The 20,733-nt window shown below is 69.7% G+C and carries 22 protein-coding genes; 9 read left to right on the top strand and 13 right to left on the bottom strand.

All coding sequences use genetic code 11. The features are described 5' to 3' along the window. Nucleotide 1 precedes the first annotated feature (1 nt). The 7 genes from ASG73_RS00110 to ASG73_RS00080 form a co-directional block, all read right to left on the bottom strand. A complete protein-coding gene (locus ASG73_RS00110) occupies nucleotides 2-766 on the bottom strand; it encodes a hypothetical protein (protein WP_055989050.1) in 765 nt (254 codons plus the stop codon). Continuing rightward, the gene (locus ASG73_RS00105) at nucleotides 763-1,470 is read right to left on the bottom strand and encodes a hypothetical protein (protein WP_055989047.1); all 708 of its coding nucleotides are present in this window, start codon (nucleotides 1,468-1,470) and stop codon (nucleotides 763-765) included. Before ASG73_RS00105 ends, ASG73_RS00110 begins: the two co-directional genes overlap by 4 nt. 87 nt (nucleotides 1,471-1,557) lie before the next feature. Next, nucleotides 1,558-2,292: a hypothetical protein gene (locus ASG73_RS17705; RefSeq protein ID WP_156466062.1), complete on the bottom strand. Its 735-nt coding sequence runs from the start codon at nucleotides 2,290-2,292 to the stop codon at nucleotides 1,558-1,560. After that, the gene (locus ASG73_RS17700) at nucleotides 2,289-3,029 is read right to left on the bottom strand and encodes a hypothetical protein (protein ID WP_156466061.1); all 741 of its coding nucleotides are present in this window, start codon (nucleotides 3,027-3,029) and stop codon (nucleotides 2,289-2,291) included. Before ASG73_RS17700 ends, ASG73_RS17705 begins: the two co-directional genes overlap by 4 nt. Beyond that, a complete protein-coding gene (locus tag ASG73_RS00090) occupies nucleotides 3,026-3,760 on the bottom strand; it encodes a hypothetical protein (protein ID WP_055989038.1) in 735 nt (244 codons plus the stop codon). Before ASG73_RS00090 ends, ASG73_RS17700 begins: the two co-directional genes overlap by 4 nt. Further along, nucleotides 3,757-4,506 (bottom strand): hypothetical protein, encoded by a 750-nt coding sequence (locus ASG73_RS00085; RefSeq protein WP_055989034.1) that lies wholly within the window; start codon nucleotides 4,504-4,506, stop codon nucleotides 3,757-3,759. The genes ASG73_RS00090 and ASG73_RS00085 overlap by 4 nt, the downstream gene beginning before the upstream one ends. Nucleotides 4,507-4,553: 47 nt before the next feature. Next, complete coding sequence (locus ASG73_RS00080; RefSeq protein ID WP_082566871.1) at nucleotides 4,554-5,234, bottom strand: 4a-hydroxytetrahydrobiopterin dehydratase; 681 nt, start codon at nucleotides 5,232-5,234, stop codon at nucleotides 4,554-4,556. A gap of 61 nt (nucleotides 5,235-5,295) precedes the next feature. Between ASG73_RS00080 and ASG73_RS00075 the strand changes: the two genes are divergently transcribed. Then, nucleotides 5,296-6,732 (top strand): HAD-IB family hydrolase, encoded by a 1,437-nt coding sequence (locus ASG73_RS00075; RefSeq protein WP_055989031.1) that lies wholly within the window; start codon nucleotides 5,296-5,298, stop codon nucleotides 6,730-6,732. A gap of 10 nt (nucleotides 6,733-6,742) precedes the next feature. Here ASG73_RS00075 and ASG73_RS00070 read toward each other — a convergent pair whose 3' ends face one another. Then, nucleotides 6,743-7,084 carry a RidA family protein gene (locus ASG73_RS00070; RefSeq protein ID WP_055991204.1) on the bottom strand — a complete coding sequence of 114 codons (342 nt, stop codon included), beginning with the start codon at nucleotides 7,082-7,084 and terminating at the stop codon, nucleotides 6,743-6,745. Continuing rightward, nucleotides 7,084-8,193, bottom strand: a complete 1,110-nt coding sequence (locus tag ASG73_RS00065) for an FAD-dependent monooxygenase (protein WP_055989028.1) — start codon at nucleotides 8,191-8,193, stop codon at nucleotides 7,084-7,086. Before ASG73_RS00065 ends, ASG73_RS00070 begins: the two co-directional genes overlap by 1 nt. A 129-nt stretch (nucleotides 8,194-8,322) precedes the next feature. Between ASG73_RS00065 and ASG73_RS00060 the strand changes: the two genes are divergently transcribed. Continuing rightward, nucleotides 8,323-9,288 carry an ABC transporter substrate-binding protein gene (locus ASG73_RS00060; RefSeq protein WP_055989025.1) on the top strand — a complete coding sequence of 322 codons (966 nt, stop codon included), beginning with the start codon at nucleotides 8,323-8,325 and terminating at the stop codon, nucleotides 9,286-9,288. 81 nt (nucleotides 9,289-9,369) lie between these two features. Here the strand turns inward: ASG73_RS00060 and ASG73_RS00055 are convergent, their stop codons facing one another. The 4 genes from ASG73_RS00055 to ASG73_RS00040 are packed head-to-tail and all read right to left on the bottom strand — an operon-like array spanning nucleotide 9,370 to nucleotide 13,880. Next, a complete protein-coding gene (locus ASG73_RS00055; RefSeq protein ID WP_162253945.1) occupies nucleotides 9,370-10,083 on the bottom strand; it encodes a CoxG family protein in 714 nt (237 codons plus the stop codon). Between the two features lie 2 nt (nucleotides 10,084-10,085). After that, the gene (locus ASG73_RS00050) at nucleotides 10,086-12,476 is read right to left on the bottom strand and encodes a xanthine dehydrogenase family protein molybdopterin-binding subunit (protein WP_055989019.1); all 2,391 of its coding nucleotides are present in this window, start codon (nucleotides 12,474-12,476) and stop codon (nucleotides 10,086-10,088) included. Then, on the bottom strand, nucleotides 12,469-13,017 hold the full coding sequence (locus ASG73_RS00045; RefSeq protein ID WP_055991201.1) for a (2Fe-2S)-binding protein: 549 nt from the start codon (nucleotides 13,015-13,017) through the stop codon (nucleotides 12,469-12,471). Before ASG73_RS00045 ends, ASG73_RS00050 begins: the two co-directional genes overlap by 8 nt. After that, entirely contained in the window at nucleotides 13,017-13,880 is an 864-nt protein-coding gene (locus ASG73_RS00040) for an FAD binding domain-containing protein (RefSeq protein WP_055989017.1), read from the bottom strand. The genes ASG73_RS00045 and ASG73_RS00040 overlap by 1 nt, the downstream gene beginning before the upstream one ends. 175 nt (nucleotides 13,881-14,055) lie before the next feature. On the opposite strand from ASG73_RS00040, the gene ASG73_RS00035 reads away from it, so the two are divergent. From ASG73_RS00035 to ASG73_RS18215, 7 genes are all read left to right on the top strand, one after another. Continuing rightward, nucleotides 14,056-15,027 (top strand): ABC transporter substrate-binding protein, encoded by a 972-nt coding sequence (locus tag ASG73_RS00035; RefSeq protein ID WP_055989014.1) that lies wholly within the window; start codon nucleotides 14,056-14,058, stop codon nucleotides 15,025-15,027. Nucleotides 15,028-15,052: 25 nt separating this feature from the next. After that, nucleotides 15,053-15,841 (top strand): ABC transporter permease, encoded by a 789-nt coding sequence (locus tag ASG73_RS00030; RefSeq protein WP_055989011.1) that lies wholly within the window; start codon nucleotides 15,053-15,055, stop codon nucleotides 15,839-15,841. Further along, nucleotides 15,838-16,704, top strand: a complete 867-nt coding sequence (locus ASG73_RS00025; RefSeq protein ID WP_235499312.1) for an ABC transporter permease — start codon at nucleotides 15,838-15,840, stop codon at nucleotides 16,702-16,704. Before ASG73_RS00030 ends, ASG73_RS00025 begins: the two co-directional genes overlap by 4 nt. After that, nucleotides 16,697-17,506, top strand: coding sequence for an ABC transporter ATP-binding protein (locus ASG73_RS00020; RefSeq protein WP_055989008.1), 810 nt, complete (start codon nucleotides 16,697-16,699; stop codon nucleotides 17,504-17,506). The genes ASG73_RS00025 and ASG73_RS00020 overlap by 8 nt, the downstream gene beginning before the upstream one ends. Next, nucleotides 17,503-18,291, top strand: a complete 789-nt coding sequence (locus tag ASG73_RS00015; protein WP_055989006.1) for an aspartate dehydrogenase domain-containing protein — start codon at nucleotides 17,503-17,505, stop codon at nucleotides 18,289-18,291. The genes ASG73_RS00020 and ASG73_RS00015 overlap by 4 nt, the downstream gene beginning before the upstream one ends. 95 nt (nucleotides 18,292-18,386) lie before the next feature. Beyond that, on the top strand, nucleotides 18,387-19,949 hold the full coding sequence (locus tag ASG73_RS00010; protein ID WP_055989003.1) for an aldehyde dehydrogenase: 1,563 nt from the start codon (nucleotides 18,387-18,389) through the stop codon (nucleotides 19,947-19,949). A gap of 512 nt (nucleotides 19,950-20,461) precedes the next feature. After that, a partial coding sequence (locus ASG73_RS18215) for a cupin domain-containing protein (protein WP_235499311.1) occupies nucleotides 20,462-20,733 on the top strand: 272 nt, incomplete at its 3' end.

Raw genomic sequence — 20,733 nt, 5'->3', positions numbered from 1 at the left:
GCTACTCCTCCAGCCCGGCCAGCGCCGCGCGGGCGGCCTTCTCGGTGACCGCTGCGTCCGGAGTCCCGTTGTAGGTGCTGTTGGCGACGGAGATGGTGTTGTGCCCGATCTTGATCATGACGAAGTCGATCGTGAAGGTCTCGTAGGTCTGCTGCACCTGCATCCGCAGCGCGAAGGTGCGGTCGCCGAGTGTGGGGAAGCTGAGGGGCGAGGCCGCGTAGGAGCTCGTCGAACCCGTGTCGACCTGTCGGACGTCGAAGTTCGGGCAGTCGGCGATGCGCGCCCCTGCCTCGTCGAAGAGGTGGACCGGGTACGGGTCGTCGAAGGAGTAGGCCCAGACGCCGAGGAAGTGGCGCTCGGTGCCCGGGGGCGGTGGGTTGTCGCTGCGCTTGAGGTTGGTCTGGACGCGGGCCCTCTGGGACTTCTTGGCCTCTTCCCACTCCGGCCCCTTCTGCAGCAGGGGTGCGCACGTGGCGGGGGTGACATCGGCACCGGCCGTCTCGAAGATGGTCTTCATGGGGTCGTCCTCCCACCCGTCCCCGAGGTCGGCTGGCGCTGGCAGCGCGGCGCGCAGGCCCCCTTCGTCCAGAGGTCGGCCGGCACCGGTGAGCGTGCCGAGGTCCTCGCCGGACTGGTCGGCGGCGCCCTGGGAGGTCGGCGGGGAGGTCGATGAGCCGGAGGGCGCGGCCTGGGGGAGCAGCCCGCACCCGGCGAGAGGCAGCGCGAGCGCGGCCGCCACGGCACCGGTGCGCACGATGGTCCTCACAGCGCGTCCAGGTTGTCGATGGTCGCCTTGGTCAAGGTCTCGACGGCAGTGGGGTCGTAGTCGGAGCGTGGACCCGAGGCGTAGACGACGTAGACGAGGTTGTGGCCCCTGGATGCGCCGGCGATCTGCACGACGCCGCCCTTGAAGATGTCGCCCTCGGTGGTGCTCTGGACGCGGGTGGAGTAGGTCCGGTCACCGATCTGGGGGAAGGTGACTTGGTCCAGCTTCCACGAGGACGTCCCCGACTCGTCGATGAGCTGGAAGGTGCCGCACTGGCTCTGGGCCGCTCCGGCATCGTCGAAGAGCTGCGCAGGGACGGGCTGGTCGTAGGAGGAGACGGTCACGCTGACCGAGCCGCCCTCCTCGCCCACGAAGGACTTCTTGACCCGGGCCGTCCGGTGGTCCTTGAGCGCCTTGCCCGCGGTGCCCGCGAGGCGGACGTCGAGACAGCTGGCCGGGTAGGCGGTGGCCTCGTCGCTGGCCTCGGCCTCGCTGCCCGTCTGGTCGTCGTCGACCTCGATGCCTTCCGGCAGCTGGTCGTCCCGGGGAAGTGCCATGCGCACCTGGTCCTCGCTGAGCTGGCCGGCGCCGACCGGGGCGGGCGGGGCGTCGCCACCACCGAAGGACGGGCGTATGCAGCCGGCGAGGAGCAGCAGCCCGATGAGCGTGGCGAGACCGCGGACCGCGGTGCGGGGGTACCCCATGTCATTCCCTTCGTCGGCCGCAGACAAGCCTACGGGCCGCTGTGTGCCGAGGATGGGTGAGATTGCTCCTTGTGAGGAGCGGTCGGGCTACTTCTCCAGCTCGTCGAGGACGCCCTGGGCGTACTTCGCCAGGCGCTTGTCGTTGCTCTGCGTGTAGCCGGTGCGCATCCGCACGGTGATGAGGTTGTGGCCGCTGCGCACCCACAGGTAGTCGATGGCCATGTCGAACTGCTCGCGCCCGATCCGCACGCCGAAGCTCTGGTCACCCATCGCCGGCGTCGGGATCGACGTGGCCTGCCAGTCGTCGCCCATCGCGTCGTCGGGTGAGTCCGCGCTGGCGTGCGTGGTGCACTCGGCGAGCGCGGCGCCCGCCTCGTCGAAGAAGCGCTTGGGGTAGACCTCGTCGTGGCTCCACAGGATGACCGCCATCTGCGGCGCGGCGAAGTCCTGCGGCTGGAGGTAGATCTGACCGCCGCCGGCGACCATGTGCTCCTGCTTGAAGGTGCGCATCTCGGGGGTGTCGAGCACCAGCGCCAGGCACGGCTCGGGGTCGGTCGCTGCCGTGCTCCGCGCGTTTGGATCGAATTCACGGTCAGAGGCTGGGTAGGGGCCCTCGTCCTTGCCGGGCAGGGCGGCCGTCACCTCCTTGGCCGTCAGCTGTCGCTGCTCGGGACCGTCGGCCTCCGACGGGGTCGGCGCCGACGTCGTCGCGGCGCTCGCCGTCGGGGTGGACGGGGGTGGCGAGTCCTCACCGCAGGCGGCGAGGGGCAGGGCCACGGCGAGAGCGGTGACGAGCGGCACCAGACGGCGGGCGGACCTCATGGGGTCGCGGCCAGGTCGTCGAGCACGCCTTGGGCGGACGTCTTGAGCTGGTCGCCGTTGTCCTGCCGGTAACCGGTGAGCATGCGGACGTGCACGACGTTGTGGCCGCTGCGGACCCAGAGGTAGTCGATGGCCAGGTCGATGTCGCGGGAGCCGATGCGTACGCCGAAGCTCTGGTCGCCGAGTGTGGGGGTCGAGATGGTGGTCGCCTGCCACGTCCCCTCGGCGGAGTCCGGTGTGGTGCGCGAGGTGAACGTGGAGCACTCGCCGAGCACGGCGCCGGCCTCGTCGAGGTACTCGCGGGGGTACGGCTCGTCGTAGCTGAGGATCCCGACCGAGATGCTTGCCGACCCCGGCTCGTCCGGGTCCTCGCTGAAGCGCACCCCGCCGTCGGCGACGAGGTGCTCCTTGGTGAAGGTGCGTTGTGCCGGCGTGGCCATGTACAGCGCGAGGCAGGAGGCGGGGTCGGTGGTGCGCTCGCTGACCGAGGAGGTGTCGAAGCCGCGCGAGTCCGGTCGGAAGATGGCCGGGACGTCGTCCTTGGTCGGCAGTGCCGCGGTGACCTGCTGGGTCGTGAGCTGGCGGCGCTCGGGTCCCGTCGTCTGCTCCGTGGGCGTCTGCGTGACCGTCACCGTCGACGGGGTGGGCGGTGTGGTCTCGCCACCGCACGCAGCCGTCATCAGACCCAGGGCGGCGACGACGGCGAAGGGGGGCACCCGGCGGCTCATGGACGTCATGATGCCTTCTCCAGGCGGTCGAGGACGTCCTGGGCGTAGTCCTGGAGCGCCTGGTCGTCGTAGGTCGTGGTCGTGGGCAGGTACTTGACGACGACGAGGTTGTGGCCGCTGCGGACCGTCAGCTCGTCGGTGACCCGGCCGGCCCCGTCCGCGCCGGCGGTGTACCGGATGCCCAGCGCGCGGTCGCCGACCGTCGGCGTGGTGAGCGCCTGGGTCGCCCAGGACCGCGCCGCACCATCGATGGTGCGCTGGTAGGCGGAGCAGTCGCCGAGACGCTCGCCGGCCTGGTCGAGCAGCGTGGTGGGGAACGGCTCGGAGAAGGAGTAGAGGGTGACGGCGAGCTGCGCCGCGACGCCCTGGGTCCACTCCGAGTAGGCGACGCGCTCCTCGACCTCAAGATGGGCCTTCTTGAAGGTCTGCGCCTCGGCGCTGCGGAACTCGACGGCCGCGCACTCCGGTGGGTCGTAGGTCCGCTCCGCGTGTGAGACCGGGCTCTCGTTGACCACCCACCCCTTGGGCAGATCCTCGAGGGTGGGCAGCGCGGCACGGGCCGTCGCCACGTCGACCTGCTGCTGCTCGGGCCGCTCGAGGGCCTCGGACGCCGTCGGCTCGCTGGTGGCGACGCTGGACGTCGACTCCGACGGCGCCGTCGGCTCGCCGCAGGCAGCCGTCATCAGGATCAGGGCGGTGACGACGGCGAAGGGGGCGATGCTGCGCCTCGAGCGACTCATGGCGTCTTCTTGAGCTTGTCGAGGATGTCCTGGGCGTACTTCGTCATGAGGGTGCCGTCGTACGTCTCTTCCTTGCTGAGGGTCATGACGGTGATCAGGTTGTGCCCGCTGCGCACGTAGAGACGATCGGTGTAGGACTCGGACTCGCCGGACGACAGGCGCAACCCGAAGGAACGGTCGCCCAGCGCCGGGACGGAGATGGCCTTGACGTGGCGGGTGCTGGAGCTGGCGTTCTTGGTCCAGGTGTAGGTGGCGCAGTCGGTGACGTGCTCCCCGGCGGCGTCGAGGAGCGAGGTGGGATAGGGCGCGTCGAAGCTCTCGACGTACGTGGCGGTGATGAGGCCGCCGTGCGACTGGGGCGTGCTGAAGCGGGCCGCCTCGTTGACCTTGCGGTGCTGGTCCTCGAAGGTGCGTGCCTCCTGGGAGTCGAGCTCGACATCCGCGCACACGGCGGGGTCGTAGGTGACCGGGTCGTCGCCGAAGGTCGAGATGTCGATGGCCCAGCCGTCGTCGGGCATGTCCTCGAGCGTGGGCAGCGCTGCCTTGGCGGTCGCGGCATCGACCTGCTGCTGCTCGGGCCGGTCGAGCGTCTCCGGCGTGACCTCGTCGGTCGCGCTCGTCGACGAGCTCGGCGGGGAGGTCGGCGGTGGGACGTCCGTGCCGCCACAGGCGGCCAGACCGACGGCGACCACGACGGCGGCCACGGGGACGAGGAGTCGGGTGGTGCGGCGGGTGGGGCGCGTCATGGTGGCGTCTTCACAGTCGAGGAGCGGGGCGGTGCGCCCACAGGTTCTCACGCCGCCGGGTGCGCGTCCCCGCCGTGTGGCTGCCAGGTGCACACGCACGCCTCGTTGCCGTCGGCGTCGGCGAGGACCCACCAGGAGGGGGCGAACTCGTCCGTGACGAGGCGCCCGCCCGCGGCGACGACCGCCTCCACCCGGCTCAGGGCCTGGTCGTGGGGGACGTACACGTCCAGGTGCACGCGGCCCCGGCACTCGCGGGCCTCGCTCTCCTGGAACCAGATCTCCGGCAGCTGCCCGTCGGGCGAAGGGAGGCTGCTGGCATCCCCCTTCGCCTCGTCGTGGCCGGTGAGGGCCATCCAGAAGGGACGGATCGCGGCGGCGTCAGCGGTGTCGATCCCGATCGTCATCGAGGTGGTGACCTCAGGGAGCGCCTCGGCGCCCACGTCGGCGGCGATCCGACTGATCTCACCAGCCAGCTCCAGGTCGCGGGGGCTGAGCCCGCCCACGTCATGGCTGACCAGGCGCAGGCCGACCCAGTTGTAGCGCAGGTCGATGTCGGGGTGGTGATCGGCTGCGTCGGCGGCCTGGGCGATGCGCGTGACCAGGTCCAGCGCCGCGGTGTAGTCCGCGACCTTGAGCCGGGTGCGCAGCATCCCGTCGACCTCCCGCCAGTCGCGCGGCGCGCGCTCGTCGACCTGGTTGCTGGTGAGGACCTCGGCGTCATCGCTCATGTGACCCACGTTAGACGTCGAAACCCTGTCCGGCAGGCGATCGCGTCGGTAACCTCGCCGCATGACGGGTGCAGCATTCTTCGATCTTGACCGGACCCTCCTGCCGAAGGCCTCCGGTCCGGCGCTGTCCGCGGCCATGCGGCAGACAGGGGTCGTCTCCGCACGGGTGCCCGGTGAGTCGCTGCTCTTCGGCTACTTCAACCTCCTCGGTGAGTCCCTCGGCTCGATCGCCCTGGCCCGTCAGGCGGTCCTCGTGGCCAGGGGCCGGCCAGCCGATGCCTTCGACGAGGCGGCGCTGCTGGCGGCCGATGTGCTCGAGCCGATGGTCGGTCCCTTCGCCAAGATGCTCATCAAGGAGCACCAGGAGGCCGGGCGGCCCGTCGTCCTCGCCACGACCACCCCGGAGCACCTCGTGCGCCCGCTGGCCGAGCGGCTCGGCATCGACGCGGTCATCGCGACCCGCTACGAGGTCGGCGAGGACGGCCGCTTCACCGGGCGCAACGACGGGCACTTCGTGTGGTCGATGGGCAAGATCGCGGCCGTGCGCGAATGGTCGCAGGACAACGGGATCGACCTCGACGAGTCCTTCGCCTACTCCGACTCGATCTACGACGCCCCGCTGCTGAAGGCCGTCGGCAACCCCGGCGCAGTCAACCCTGACCCGCGACTGCAGACGCTCGCGATCGCCGCGCGCTGGCCCGTCCTGCACTTCGACACCTCGCCGGGCGTGATGAAGCTGCCGGTCATCGGCATGGAGGTGCAACGGATGGTCAGCATGCTGGCGCGGCCCGAGGTCTTCCCCTACGCGAAGTTCACCGTCACCGGCGCGGAGAACGTCCCACTCGTCGGCCCCGCGATCCTCGTGGGCAACCACCGTTCCTACTTCGACGTGGTCGCGATGCTCGTCGCGATGGGCCGCGCCGGCCGCACCGCGCGCTTCCTGGGCAAGAAGGAGTTGTTCGACGTCCCCGCCCTCGGCGCCTTCTTCCGCGCGATCGGTGGGGTCAGCGTCGACCGTCGCCAGGAGGACCCGGACAGCCCCGACGCCTTCGCGGCAGCTGTGCGCTCCATCGCGGGCGGGGAGATGGTCGCGATGATGCCCGAGGGCACGATCCCGCGCGGGATCAACTTCTTCGAGCCGGGCATGACCGGCTACCCCGGGGCCGCCCGCCTGGCCCAGCTGACCAAAGTGCCGGTCATCCCCTTCGCCATCACGGGGACGGAGAAGGTCTGGCCGCGGTCCTCGAGGGTGCCTCGGGTGCTGAACCTGCTCGACCGACCCGAGGTGACCGTGACCTTCGGGGAGCCGGTGGACCTGAAGTACCGCTCGGTCCCGCGGGACATGGAGCGGGTCTTCGACGCGATCACCGCGATGCTGCCGGACGAGGTGCGCGAGCCTGCGCGTCCGACCCTCGCCGAGCTGGCGTTGACATACCCCGACGGCAAGGTGCCCGGCGAGGACCGCTGGTACGCCGTCGACGGGGCGGACGAGGACTGACCGACGGGGACTACCCCCTGGCGATGCAGTCGATCTCGACGCTCGCCCCGTAGGGGAGATCGCTGACCTCGACGAAGGTGCGCGCGGGTCGGGGGTGCTCGAAGACGCGCTCGAACTGCCGGTTCGCCTCCTCGCGGAGGGTGACGTCGGTGACGAAGTAGGTCAGCTTGACGACATCGGCGAGCGTCGCGCCCACCGTGGCCATGCGCTCCGTCATCCGGTCGAGGGCGGCGTCCATCGCCTCTGCGCGTCCGGGGACCGCCGTGCCGTCGCGGTCGATGGACAGGGCGCCGGACACGAAGACCAGGCCAGCGGCCTTCGACGCGGGGCTGTAGGGGTGGGGGTCGCGCATCACAGGGTCACCTCCCACGCGTCGTAGCCGTAGACCCAGTCGGCGTTGCCGCCCGCCTTGAGCCACTCGTTGCCGCGCGACCCGACCTGGATCTGTGCGGTCCGCTCCTGGCGCAGGGCCTCGTAGCGCCGTAGCCCCTCGGGTGCGCCGTGGACTGACAGGCAGCGCGCCAGGACGACCGCGTCCTCGATCGCCTGCCCGGCGCCCTGCGCCATGAAGGGCATCATCGGGTGCGCGGCGTCCCCGATGAGGGTGGCGCCACCTCGACCCCACGTGGTGAGGGGGTCGCGCACGTAGAGCGCGGAGATGAGCACGTCGTCGCAGGCGTCGAGCAGGGCTCGGGCGTCCTCGTGGAAGTCCGCGTAGGCGGCGCGCAGGTCCTCGATGCGACCCGGGGTGGTCCAGGACTCCTGCGACCAGCTCTCCCGGTGCTCGGTGGCGAAGACGAAGGTCTCCTCGCCGCGGGTGAGGGGGAAGGTGACGATCTGCGTGTAGCGGTCCTTGCCCCAGAACTTCGTGAAGCAGTCGATGCCCGGCAGGTGGGCCACCCGCTCGGTGGGCAGCACGGCCCGGTAGGCGACGGTGCCGGTGAACTCGGGGTGCTCCTCGCCGAGCAGGCTGCGACGTACGGCCGAGTGGATCCCGTCCGCGCCGACGACGACATCGGCATCGTCGGTCGAACCGTCGGCGAAGCGCAGGGATACTCCGTCATCGGTCACCTCGCAGGACTCGAGGCCGTGGCCGAGGTGCACGGCGTCGCTGCCGACGGCAGCCTCGAGGGCGTCGAGGAGGTCTGCCCTGTGGATCGTGAGCTGCGGTGCGCCGTAGGCCTCTTCGGCGGCGTCGGACATCGGCAGTCGGGAGGTCTCCTCGCCGGTGTAGCCGTCGCGACTGATGCGGAAGCGAGGCCGCGCGGCCTCGGTGCGCAGGTGCTCACCCACGCCCAGGGGGTCGAGGGCGCGGACGGCATTGGGGGTGAGGTTGATGTCGGCGCCGACCCGTCCGAACTGCGCGGTGCGCTCGTGGACGACGGCCTCGTGCCCTTCCTTGCGCAGTGCCAGGGCGAGGGTCAGCCCGCCGATGCCACCACCGATGATCGCGATCTTCATGTGCTGTCTCCTTCGACGGACGCCATCGTCCTTCGCGCGGGTCTTGACTATGAGTCCATCTCACCACAAAATTACTTAGTACAAAATGGTTGAGGACAAAGATGTTCTGACCGTGACATCGGAGGAAGCATGAGAACGAGGCACTTCTGGGGCACCGCGCTGGCGGCCGGCTTGGCGCTCGGAGCATCTGCATGCGGTGGGGGCGGGTCAGCTGCGTCCGCGGACGGTGAGCTCGAGAAGACCGAGCTGACGGTGGGTTCCCTGCCACTCGCCGACTACGCCGCCCTGTACTGGGCCGACGAGAAGGGGTTCTTCGAGGACGCCGGGCTCGATGTCACGATCGAGACGGTCCAGGGTGGCCCTGCCGGCGTGCAAAGAGTGGTCTCGGGTGATCTCGACCTCACCAACTCGCCGGCATTCGTCGCCGCGACCGCACACGACTCCGGCCTGCCGATCCGCGCAGTGGTCATCACCAGCGCCCTGGCCGAGGACGGGATGGGCATCTACGTCCTCGACGGGTCGCCGATCAAGGACCTCGGGGACCTCGACGGCACGTCCATCGGGACCAACACCACCAAGAACATCGGCGACATCACCTTCCGCGCCCAGGCCAAGAGCGAGGGCGTGTCCGTGACGCCGAAGTGGGTCGAGGTCCCCTTCCCCGAGATGCTCAGCGGGGTCAAGGCCAAGTCGATCGATGCCGGCTACTTCCCCGAGCCCTTCGCCTCGCAGGCGCGGGGAGCGGGGCTGCGCAAGGTCGTCGACCTCACGACGGGACCCAACGACGGCCTGGCGGCGGCGAGCTACCTGTCGAGCGAGAAGTTCGTCAAGGACAACCCGGCCACGACCAAGGCCTTCTCCGACGCCATGTACGCCGCTGGTGCCGACATGGCCAAGAAGGAGGACGAGGTGCGCGCCTGGCTGCCCAGCTTTGCCAAGCTGGACAAGAAGACGGCCAACAGCATGCCGCTTCCCGCCTACTACGGCTCCTATGACGAAGAGGGTCTGGGGCGCGCGCTGGACATCCTCAAGGAGCAGGACCTGGTCAAGAAGGACCTGCAGGTCAACGACGTCTACTGGCAGCCGGCCGACTGAGTCGTCGCCGCCTGCACAACAGGAGCCCACGTCCCCGAGGGGCGTGGGCTCCTGTCGCGCTCGGCGCCGGGCGGGCCCGTGTCAGTGACCGCGGACGAGGTCCCGCGCGAGCTCGATCCACTCGGGGGCGTCCCCGGCCACGATCGTCACGTGCACGGAGCGGCGGGAACCGATGAGCGCGGTGGCGGCGGCACCGACCAGAGCGGCGGCCGCCAGCGCCACGAGCTGACGTCCCGAGGTCGACGGCGACACAGGCGCCGAGCCGACCGGGCCACGGGCGGTGACGGGTGCGCCAGACGCCTGCAGTGGCTCAGCGGACGAGCCGGCGGCGTCGACCAGCCCCTGGCTCGAGGTGTCGGCGACCCGGCGCTCGAGGTTCTTGCCGAACTGGGTCGCCAGACGCGTGATCACCTCGGCGAGGATTCCTCGACCGAACTGGGCGGGCTTGCCCTGCAGGTCCAGCTCCATCGACACGTCGATCCGGGTCGAGCCCTCGGCGCCGGGCAGGACGGAGATGTCGACCGTGGCTGCGGCGCTGCCTGCCCCTCGCGCCTCGTTGCCCCGGGCCCCGATGTGGATCGCCCGGGCCGGCTCGTCGTAGCGCAGCGTCCCCTCGCCGCCGTAGTTCAGCCGCATCGGTCCCAGCCCGACGGACATCTTCCCGGTGAAGGCCTCTCCGTCCAAGGAGGTGAGCGTGACGCCCGGGAGGCACTCGACGACGGTCTCCGGTCGTTGCAGCAGGGGCCAGACCTGGTCGATGTCGGCATGGATGGTCAGCGTGTGATCGATCTGCACGGTCACTCTCCTCCTGAGGTCGTGGCCGCTGCGCTCTCACGCAGCAGTCGTCGGATGTGATCTGGGTTGACGGGCGTGGACCGGACGACGACGCCGTGGGGACGCAGCGCGTCCTCGACGGCATTGGCGATGGCCGCCTGCGGTCCGACCGCCCCGCCCTCGCCCAGCCCCTTGACCCCCAGTCGGTTGGTCGGGGTCGGGTAGAAGACCTCGCCGAGACGGATCTCGGGCACGGTCTCGACCGTGGGCATGAGGTAGTCCATGTAGGTCGCGGTGGTGGGCTGGCCGTTGGCGTCGTACTGCAGGTGCTCCAGCAGGGCGCCGCCGATCCCCTGGACGGCCCCACCGAGGATCTGGCCGTCGGCGATGGTCGGGTTGACGATGTTGCCGGCCTCGTGGACGACGACGTAGTCGAGGATGCTCGTGGCTCCCGTGGCCGTGTCGACCTCGACGACCGCGGCGTGCAGCCCGCTGGAGGTGGCGTAGTTGGGCGGCCTGAAGTACGCATGGGCCGAGAGCCCGGCGCTGGGGTCATCGCTCGGCGACCTGGTGAGTGCTCGCACCAGCTCGGCGAGCGTCATCGAGGCGGCGCCGGCCACCACGACCTTGCCTGCCTGCAGGGCGACGTCCTCGGGCGCCACGCCGTGCAGGCCGGCCGCAGCGCGCTCGATCTGGGTGTGCAGCTCGCGGCAGGCCATGTCGATGGCGTTGCCCGCGGTCACCATGGCGCGGCTGGCGATGGTGCCCACGCCGTACTGGAGGTTGTACGTGTCGCCTCCCACCAGCTCGATGTCGTCCATGGGGACGTCGAGCGCGTCGGCGGCCACCTGGACGAAGCTGGTGGCGTGCCCCTGCCCCTGCGAGGGTGACCCCGTCGAGACCCGGACGGTCCCCGACGGCAGGACGGTGGCACGGGCTGACTCGAAGGGGCCCAGGCCGGACATCTCGATGTACATGCCGAGCCCGACGCCACGGTGGACGCCCGAGCCGCGCAGCCGAGCCTGCTCCTCGCGGAAGGTAGGGAAGTCGATCATCTCCTCGACCATGTCGAGCATCTTGACGTAGTCCCCGGTATCGATCTCCTGCGGCAGACCACGCCGGTCGAGCAGACCCGAGAAGTACGGCATGTCCTCCTCGGTGAGCAGGTTGATCCGGCGGACCTCGGCCGGGTCCTTGCCCAGCCGTACGGCGAGCCGGTCCATGGCGCGCTCCATGGCAAATGCAGCCTCGGGACGGCCGGCCCCACGGTAGGGCGCGGTGAACATCGTGTTGGTGAGGGACCCGACGAGCTCGAGGTCGAGTGCGGGGACGCGGTAGGGGCCGGTGAGGTGGACCAGCGCGTTGTACGCGACGACGAGACCGACGACATTGCGACAGCCCATGTTGGTGATGCACCGGTCGCGAACCCCCAGCAACCGGCCGTCGGCGTCCGCGGCGATCGTCAGGTGGTGGATCTGCTCGCGTGCGTGGGTGTCGGCCACGAGGTTCTCCGTGCGGTCCGCCTGCCAGCGCACGGTCCGGCCGAGGTCCCGCGCGGCGAAGGGGACGAGGATCTCCTCGACGATGAGGATCCCCTTCTGCCCGAAGCCACCGCCGACATCCGGCGTCGTCACGGTGACGTCATCGGTCGAGATGCCGAGGGCATGCGCCACGTGGTCGCGGACCCGGTGGGGTGTCTGGGTGTTGGACCACATCTGCAGACGCGCCGAGAACGGGTCGATGCTCGCCACGACGCCGCGCGTCTCCATGGGGGACGGGACGTAGCGCTGCGAGGCGAAGGTCTCCTCGAGCACGACGTGGGCCCCGGCGATGGCGGCCTCCATGTCTCCCGTCGAGATGTGGGCCTGGAGACCGACATTGTCGTCGGCCTCGAGCAGGGCCAGCGGGGAGTCGGGGTCGAGCGCCCGCTCGGGGTCGGTCACGACCGGCAGTGGCTCGTAGTCGACGAGGATCTCCTCGACCGCGTCCTCGGCGAGGTACCGGGACTCTGCGACGACCATGACCATGGGCTGGCCCACGTAGTTGACCTCGTCGTGCGCCAGCGGCGGCATCGGCTGGATCTTGACGATCGGCGCGACCCCCTCGATCAGCCCCGGTGGGACACGCACCTCCTCGATGTTGACCAGTGGCTCGACGACTCCGAGCAGCGACCGTCCGTCGTAGACGGCGACGACGCCCGGGGCCGACTCGGCTGCCGATGTGTCGAGGGAGCGGATACGGGCGTGCGCGTGCGGACTGCGGAGGAAGGCGATGTGCAGGGCGTCGGGCAGGGTGACGTCGTCGACGAAGCGGCCCTGACCGCGTAGCAGGCGGTCGTCCTCGACGCGGGGGATGGGCTGACCGACGAGGCGCGGTGCCTCGGTCGCCTCTCGCGTGCTCGTCGACTCACTCATCGTCGGCACCTCCCTCGGTCGCGACGCGGACGGACTGCCGGGCGGCGCGCTCGATCCCTCGATAACCCGTGCAGCGGCAGATGTTGCCGCACAGCTGGTCCATGAGCTCATCCTCGGAGACCGGTTCCTCGCGCTCGTGCAGCTCGGTGATGGACATGACGAAGCCGGGGGTGCAGAAGCCGCACTGGAGGCCGTGGTGGTCGTGGAAGGCCTGCTGGACGGGGTGGAGAGAGTCCTCGGCCAAGCCCTCGATCGTCCTGACCTCCCGCCCCGTGCACGCGGCCGCGAGAGTCAGGCAGGAACGGACGGCACGGCCGTCGAGCAGGACGGTGCAGGCACCGCAGGCGCCCTGCTCGCACCCGACATGCGTGCCGGTCAGCGCCAGACGCTCGCGCAGGAAGTCGCTGAGCAGCAGGCGGGACTCGACCTCGGTCGAGACGGTGGAGCCGTTGACCTCGAGGTCGACGTGCCGCCACGCGGTGGGCTCCACGAGCCGGGGGGTGACAGGGCTGCGGGGCGCAGCGGCCTTCTTGATGGTCATCAGCACAGCTCCCAGGCGCTCAGGATGGATCGTTGCAGCAGGGTGGCCGCCAGCTCGAGCCGCAGCTCGGCACTGGCGTGGACATCGGTGGGTGGGGAGAGGGCCTCGGCGAGGAGCGTGGCGACCGCGGCCCAGTCCGCCGTGGTGGGGTCAGACCCCACGAGGACGTCCTCGACGGTCGGGACGCGCACTGGGGTGCCCCCCACGCCGAAGAAGACGGCACGGCACTCGCTCAGCAGGTCTGCGCGGCGTGCGACCCGAGTGGCCACCCCGACGGTCGCGAAGTCGCCACGCCGCTGCGTGAACTCGCTGACATCGTGCCGGGTGCCCGCCGGTGACGGCGGGAAGTGCACGGCTGTCACCAGCTCGTCCGGCGCCAGGTCGGTCGTGAAGGTCCCGAGGAAGAAGTCTGCGGCGCGGACCTCCCTGCTGCCCCGAGGGCTGACGACCTGGATCCGTGCATCGAGCAGGACCGCAACTGCGGGCAGCTCGGCGGAGGAGTCGGCGTGCGCGAGGCTGCCGCAGACGGTCCCGCTGTTGCGGATCTGCGGGTGACCGATGTGTCGGATCGCGCTGACCACTGCCGGCCAGTCCCGACGGACCAGCGGATGCTCCAGTGCGTCGGTCTGCCGCACGGCTGCACCGATGCGGAGCTCGCCGTCCGGCGTCAGCTCGATGGTCTGGAGGTCGGGAACCCTGGTGATGTCGACCAGGACCTGGGGTCGGGCCAGGCGCATGTTGAGCACCGGCACCAAGGACTGGCCGCCGGCAAGGACCTTCACCTCGCGCTCGTCCTCGGCCAGGTGGTTGACGACGTCTGCGACCGATGTGGCCATGACGTAGTCGAAGGGGGCGGGCTTCATTGCTGCTCCTCGCTGCTCGCGTCATAGTTACCTTATCGCTCAACTGCTTACAGGTAAACGGTCTGGGACGAATGTGCCAGAACTACTTGACGGAGTGGATGATGTGTCGCAAAATAACTTACAGCCAAATAGTTGAGCACAAAGATGTGCACTGGCTCGGACTCGGAGGAACCTCATGAAGGCAACGCGCATGCTGGCCATGGCCGGAGCTGCGAGCATCGCCCTCGCACTGGCCGGATGTGGCGGCGACAGCGATGGTTCGGCGGCCGCGACCGACGGCACGCTGGAGAAGACGGAGCTCAAGGTCGGGTCACTCCCGCTGACCGACTACGCCGCCCTCTACTGGGCGAACGAGAAGGGCTTCTTCGAGAAGGAAGGTCTCAAGGTCACCATCGAGCCCGTGCAGGGTGGACCGGCCGGCGTCCAGAAGGTCGTCTCGGGCGAGCTCGACCTCACCAACTCCACCCCCTTCGGCACTGCCATGGCCGTCGACTCCGGCCTGCCGATCCGCTCGGTCGTGCTCACGAGCGCGCTCGCCGACAACGGCATCGGGATCTTCGTGCCCGAGGCCTCCTCGATCAAGGGCATCAAGGACCTCGACGGCAAGACCATCGGCATCAACACGACGAAGAACATGGGTGACATCACCTTCAACAACCTCGCCAAGAGCGAGGGCGTCGACGTCACGCCGAAGTGGGTCGAGGTCCCCTTCCCCGAGATGATCAGCGGCGTGAAGGCCAAGTCCATCGACGCCGGCTACATGCCCGAGCCCTTCATGTCGGGCGCCCGCAGCGCGGGTCTGCGCGAGGTCGTCGACAACACTGCCGGCCCCAACAAGGGCCTGGCCGGTTCGACCTACGTGGCCAGCCAGAAGTTCCTGGACGCCAACCCCGACACCGCGGCGGCCTTCGCCCGCGCGATGTACAAGGCGGGGGGTGACCTCAACAAGAACGAGGACGAGGCGCGCAGCTGGCTCCCGACCATCGCCAAGCTCCCCAAGTCGGTCGCCAAGGACATGCCGCTGCCGACGTACTACGACGAGATGAACACGGAGTCGTACACCAAGGCCGTCGACATCCTCAAGGAGCAGAAGCTCGTCAAGGCTGACCTGGACGTCAACAAGACGCTCTGGGCCCCCAAGAAGTAGAGGGAATCCTCGAAGGGAGGACCGGATGAGACTCATCCACGAACCACTCAGCACTCGCCGTCAGGCAGTACTCGGGGTCGTCGGCGTCATCGGTGTGGTGGCTGTCGCCGAGCTGCTCATGCGCACCGTGGTCACCAAGGAGGGGCTGCCGGTCCCCAGCAGGGTCTTCGGCAGCCTCGGTGACCTCTTCAGCGATGGCACCTTCTGGCAGGCAGTTGGCTTCACGATGGCCGAGTGGATGTTCGCGCTGCTGCTGGCGACCGTCGTCGGCGTCGTCGTCGGCGCCGCGATGGGCGCCTCCAAGGCGGCGATGATCACCTTCAACCTGCCGGTCGAGGCCTTCCGCGTCCTCCCGTCGATCGCCCTCGGACCGATCCTCGTGCTCCTCATGGGCAACGGCATGCTGCCGCTGTCCATCACCGTGGCCCTGGCGTGCGTGTGGCCGATCCTCCTGAACACCATGTACGCGGTGAAGGGGGCGGACACCACCGCCATCCAGACGGCTGAGTCCTTCGGGCTCTCCCGCGCGGAGGTCGTGCGCCGCGTCGTCCTGCCGAGCGCTCTGCCCTTCGCCTTCACCGGCGTGCGGGTTGCTGCGTCCATCGGCCTCATCGTGGCCGTCTCCGCCGAGCTGCTCGTCGGCGGGGGCAGCGGGATCGGCGGCTACATCCTCGTGGGCAGTGCCAATGCGACCAACCTCGATCTCGTCTATGCGGCCACCCTCGTGGCCGGCGTCCTCGGCGTGCTCGTCTCGCTGGTGATGTCCCTGATCGACGCCAAGGTCTTCGACTGGAAGAAGGGGTTGGCCCAGTGACCATCACCCAGCAGCTGCGCCCCCGCTCGCGTCCCACGACCGCCGCCAGGACTCGCCGGGACGGGCTCACCCTTCCGGTCCGGATCGGGCTGCGTCTCCTCGTCCCGGTCGTCATCCTCCTGGTGTGGTGGGCGCTGTCCCGCTCGGCCACGAGCGGCTACTTCGTCCCCAGCCCGCTGGAGTCCCTGCGGGCGGTCGGCGCGATGTTCCTCTCCAGCGACCCCGGGCGGCTCTTCCTCGGCGAGGCGACCTTCACCCACTTCGTCCCGAGCGTCGCCCGAGCGCTCGCCGGCCTCGGGCTGGCGATCCTCGTCGGCGTGGGGGTCGGTGTCGTGCTCGGCGTCTTCCCCAAGATGCACGCGCTCTTCCAGCCGCTCGTCCACCTGGGCCGCTCACTGCCCAGCCCGGCGCTGCTCGGCGTCTTCTTCCTGCTCTTCGGCATCGGGGACTCGCCGAAGATCTTCCTCATCGCCTTCAGCGTCGTCTGGCCGATCCTCTTCAACACGATCGACGGCGTCATGTCGGTCGGGGAGGTCCGCTCCCAGGCCGCCGCGGTCTACCGGATCCCGACCCGACTGGTGCTGACCCACATCGTCCTGCCGGGGGCCTCGCCCAAGATCTTCGCCGGCATCCGGACCGCCATGTCCATGTCCCTCATCATCATGATCATCTCCGAGCTGCAGAAGTCCGACAACGGACTCGGCTACCTGCTCGTCTCCACCCAGCGCGACTTCGACTACCCCGGCTTCTTCGCCGTGCTCATCGTGCTCGCCGTGCTGGGCGTGGTCATGAACTTCATCTTCCTTCAGATCGAGCGCCGGGTCCTGTCCTGGCACCGAGGAGTGACGGCTCAAAATGACTGACACCACCACCGCCCCCACCACGCAGACCATCCCCGAGCTGCAGCTCGACGGGGTGTCCAAGACCTACGGGACCAACCTCGCGGTCCGCTCCATCACCGCGGACATCCCCGCGCACAAGATCTCCGTCATGGTCGGCCCCTCCGGGTGCGGCAAGTCGACGCTGCTGCGCATCATCAGTGGTCTGGACCAGCCGACAGACGGCAGCGTGAGCTTCGAGGGCAAGACCGTCACGGGCGTCCCCGAGGGGCTGGCCATGGTCTTCCAGGACTACTCGCGCTCCCTCTACCCGTGGATGCGGGTCGACAAGAACGTCGCCTTCCCGCTGTCCAAGGTGCCCAAGGCCGAGCGCGAACGCCGCGTGGCCGAGGCGCTCGAGGCCGTCGGGCTCAAGGACCGCACCCACCTCTACCCCTGGCAGATGTCGGGTGGCATGCAGCAGCGGGTCGCGATCGCGCGGGCCCTTGCCTCGCAGCCCAAGCTGCTCGTGATGGACGAGCCCTATGCCTCGGTCGACGCGCAGACCCGGGCCGACCTCGAGGACCTGCTGCTGCGCATCCAGCGTGAGCTCGGCATCACGGTCCTCGTCGTCACCCACGACATCGACGAGAGCGTCTACCTGGCGGACCACATCATCGTCTTGTCGACGCCGCCGAGCATCGTCGCCGAGACGATCGACGTCGACCTGCCGCACCCGCGCGACCAGGTGACGACCAAGGCCGACCCGCGGTTCGTCGAGATCCGCGGCCATGTCGCCAGTCTGCTGCGCCACAAGGAGCTGCAGACAGGCGAGGACCGTCCGTGACCCGTCGCGTCGCGGTCATCGGCCACGGGGTCATCGGAGCGCGGGTAGCAGAGGAGCTGGCTCGAGGAGGGGTCGTCGGTGCCGAGCTCGTGGGCATCGTCGCCCGGCGTGCCCCGAGCTCGCCGGCCGGCCCGCTGATCTCCCTCGAGGAGGCTCTCGAGACCGCTGACCTGGTCGTCGAGTGCGCCGGCCAGCAGGTGGTGCACGAGATCGTGGACGCAGTCCTCTCTCGAGGGTCCGACCTCGTCGTGACATCGGTGGGAGCCCTGCTCGACGACCGACTCGGTCCCCGACTGGGTGTGCTCGGGCCCGGGCGACTCTTCGCCACGCACGGTGCCGTCGGGGGGCTGGACCTGCTCGCCTCGGCAGCCCGGTCCGGTGGCCTCGACACGATCAGTGTCCGCACGACCAAGAAGGCGAGCGCCCTGGTGCGCGACTGGATGTCTGCCGACGAGGTGGAGCACCTCGTGCGGGCCACTGCGCCGGTGACGGTCTTTGCCGGAGGGCCCGGCGATGCGGCCCGGCTCTTCCCGGACTCGCTCAACGTGGTCGCTGCCCTGGCGACGGCGGTGGGGTCCACGCACGGCGTCGGTGTCGAGCTCGTCGGCGATCCCGCAGCCACCCGCACGACGCACGAGATCACCGCGAGCGGTGCCATCGGCGAGTACAGCTTCGTCATCCGCAACACCCCGAGCACTCAGAACCCCCGCACGAGCGCGGTCGCGCCGTGGTCGGTCCTGCAGACGATCGCCTCGCTCACGGGGCGCGTCCCGCTCATCGCCTGACCCGACTCCTCCAGATGTCCGATGGAGAAAAGTCTTGACAGAAAATATCTTTGCGCTCAGACTTATAGCAACGACGGAAGGTAGGCCTCGGTTCAATGTCGACTGAGATCGCTCCACTTGCAGAAGGGCTGGCCCTGGGCCACCTCCTGCGCGACGAGGTGTTCGTCGCCGGCAGCTGGCGTACCGGCACCGGCGACGTCATCGAGACCGTCGACCCCGCCACGGGCCAGGTCTTCGCCCGACTGCACGCAGCCACCGTCGACGACGTCGACGAGGCCGTGCGCGCAGGTGAGCAGGCCGCCGTGACGAGTGGCTGGCGCGACGCCGCCCCCCACGAGCGGGCCGCCGTCCTGCGCCGCATCGGTGACGCCATCGAGCGGCGTGCCGACGACATCTCCGCGCTGCAGACCCTCGACACGGGCAAGACCCGCGGCGAGACGACAGCGCTGGCCCGCAGTGCCGCTGGCACCTTCCGTTACGTCGCGTCGGCCCTGGAGACCCTCGAGGACCAGGTGACGCCGTCGCGGGGGCCGTGGATGACCATCGCCACCTGGGAGCCCGTGGGGGTCGTCGCCTCGATCACCCCGTGGAACTCGCCGATTGCCAGCGATGCACAGAAGATCGCCCCTGCGCTCGCCGCCGGCAACGCCGTCGTGGCCAAGCCGCCGGCCTGGGCGCCCTGGGTGACCTTGCTGCTCGCCCGCATCGCGGAGGAGGAGGGGCTACCTGCCGGCCTGCTGTCCGTGCTCCCCGGCCCCGGTCGCACCGTGGGTGAGGCGCTCGTCGCGCACTCGGGCGTCGGCAAGCTCACCTTCACCGGTGGCACCTCCACCGGGCGCCACCTGGCCCACGTGGCTGCTGAAAAGCTGATGCCGGCCACCCTCGAGCTGGGCGGCAAGTCACCCACCATCGTCTTCGACGACGCCGACCTCACCCAGGCCGTCGCCGGCATCCTCTACGGAGTCTTCTCCTCCAGCGGCCAGAGCTGCATCGCCGGATCTCGGATCTTCGTCCAGCGGTCGATCTTCGACGACGTCGTGGCCCGACTCGTCGAGGCGACGCGGCACCTGAGGGTCGGCCCCGGCACGGATCCCCGCACCCAGGTCGCCCCGCTGATCACCCACAGCCACCGTGACCAGGTGGCCGCGATGGTCGACGCTGCTGTCGCCGAGGGTGCCCAGGTCCTCGTCGGAGGCTACGCCCCGCAGGACCCCGCTCTCGCCGAGGGCGCCTACTACCTGCCGACCATCCTCGGTGGCGTCGACAACTCCGCGACGATCTGCCGCGAGGAGGTCTTCGGCCCGGTGGCCGTGGTCCTGCCCTTCGACGACGAGGACGACCTGATCGCCCAGGCCAACGACAGCGCCTACGGCCTGGCCAGCGGCATCTGGACCGCGGACTACCGGCGGATCCACCGCATCGCGAAGGCCCTCGTCGTGGGGACGGTCTACGTCAACACCTACAAGCAGTTCAGCATCTCCACCCCCTTCGCCGGCGTCCGCGACAGCGGTCTCGGCGTGGAGAAGGGGCGAGAGGGGATCCGCTCGTACATGCGACAGAAGTCCGTCTACATCGACCTGAGCGGCGAGCCCCTCCCGTGGGCCGCCGACGAGGCTCGCGCGGCCTGCGCGGACCTGACCGATCACACCCCCGCCTGACCAGCCCGACACACAAGGAGCAAGCAGATGACCCAGCAGACCCAGCAGACCGAAGAGACCCTGCAGCCCGGCGCGGACCTGGACCAGCTCATCGACTCGTGCATCGCCAGCCGTGAGACCCGCTACGAGGACTGGGACGCCCTGGGCTTCCAGGCCGAGGCCGGTGGCGACCGCTTCCGTCGCGCACAGATCCGCTATGTCGGCTCCGGCGCGACGGGCAACTTCGACGACGACAACCACGTCAAGCGGCTGCGGGCCAAGATCGAGCCCCCCAGCAGACCCAGCAGACCGAAGAGACCCTGCAGCCCGGCGCGGACCTGGACCAGCTCATCGACTCGTGCATCGCCAGCCGTGAGACCCGCTACGAGGACTGGGACGCCCTGGGCTTCCAGGCCGAGGCCGGTGGCGACCGCTTCCGTCGCGCGCAGATCCGCTATGTCGGCTCCGGCGCGACGGGCAACTTCGACGACGACAACCGGATCCTGCCCTCGCGCGGMTTCACCTTCTCCAACATGCGCCTGCCCGCCGGCGCGGTCGGCCCCGAGCACACGCACAGCGACGTCGAGGAGGCCTTCTTCGTCCTCGAGGGCCAGGTCGACGTGACCGTGCACGACGTGGCCGACGGCACCAAGACCGCCACCCGCACCCTGGGCTACCGCGACATCATCGTCGTGCCCGCAGGCGTGCCGCGCAGCCTGGCCAACACCACCGACGAGGATGCTCTCTTCTGCGTCATCATCGGCACCAAGAAGCCGCAGCTGCCCACCTACCCCGAGACCTCGGA

The organism is Janibacter sp. Soil728, from assembly GCF_001428305.1.
Taxonomy (GTDB): domain Bacteria; phylum Actinomycetota; class Actinomycetes; order Actinomycetales; family Dermatophilaceae; genus Janibacter.
Note: the sequence above shows the minus strand (reverse complement) of the source record. Positions and strands in the feature narration are given on the sequence as shown.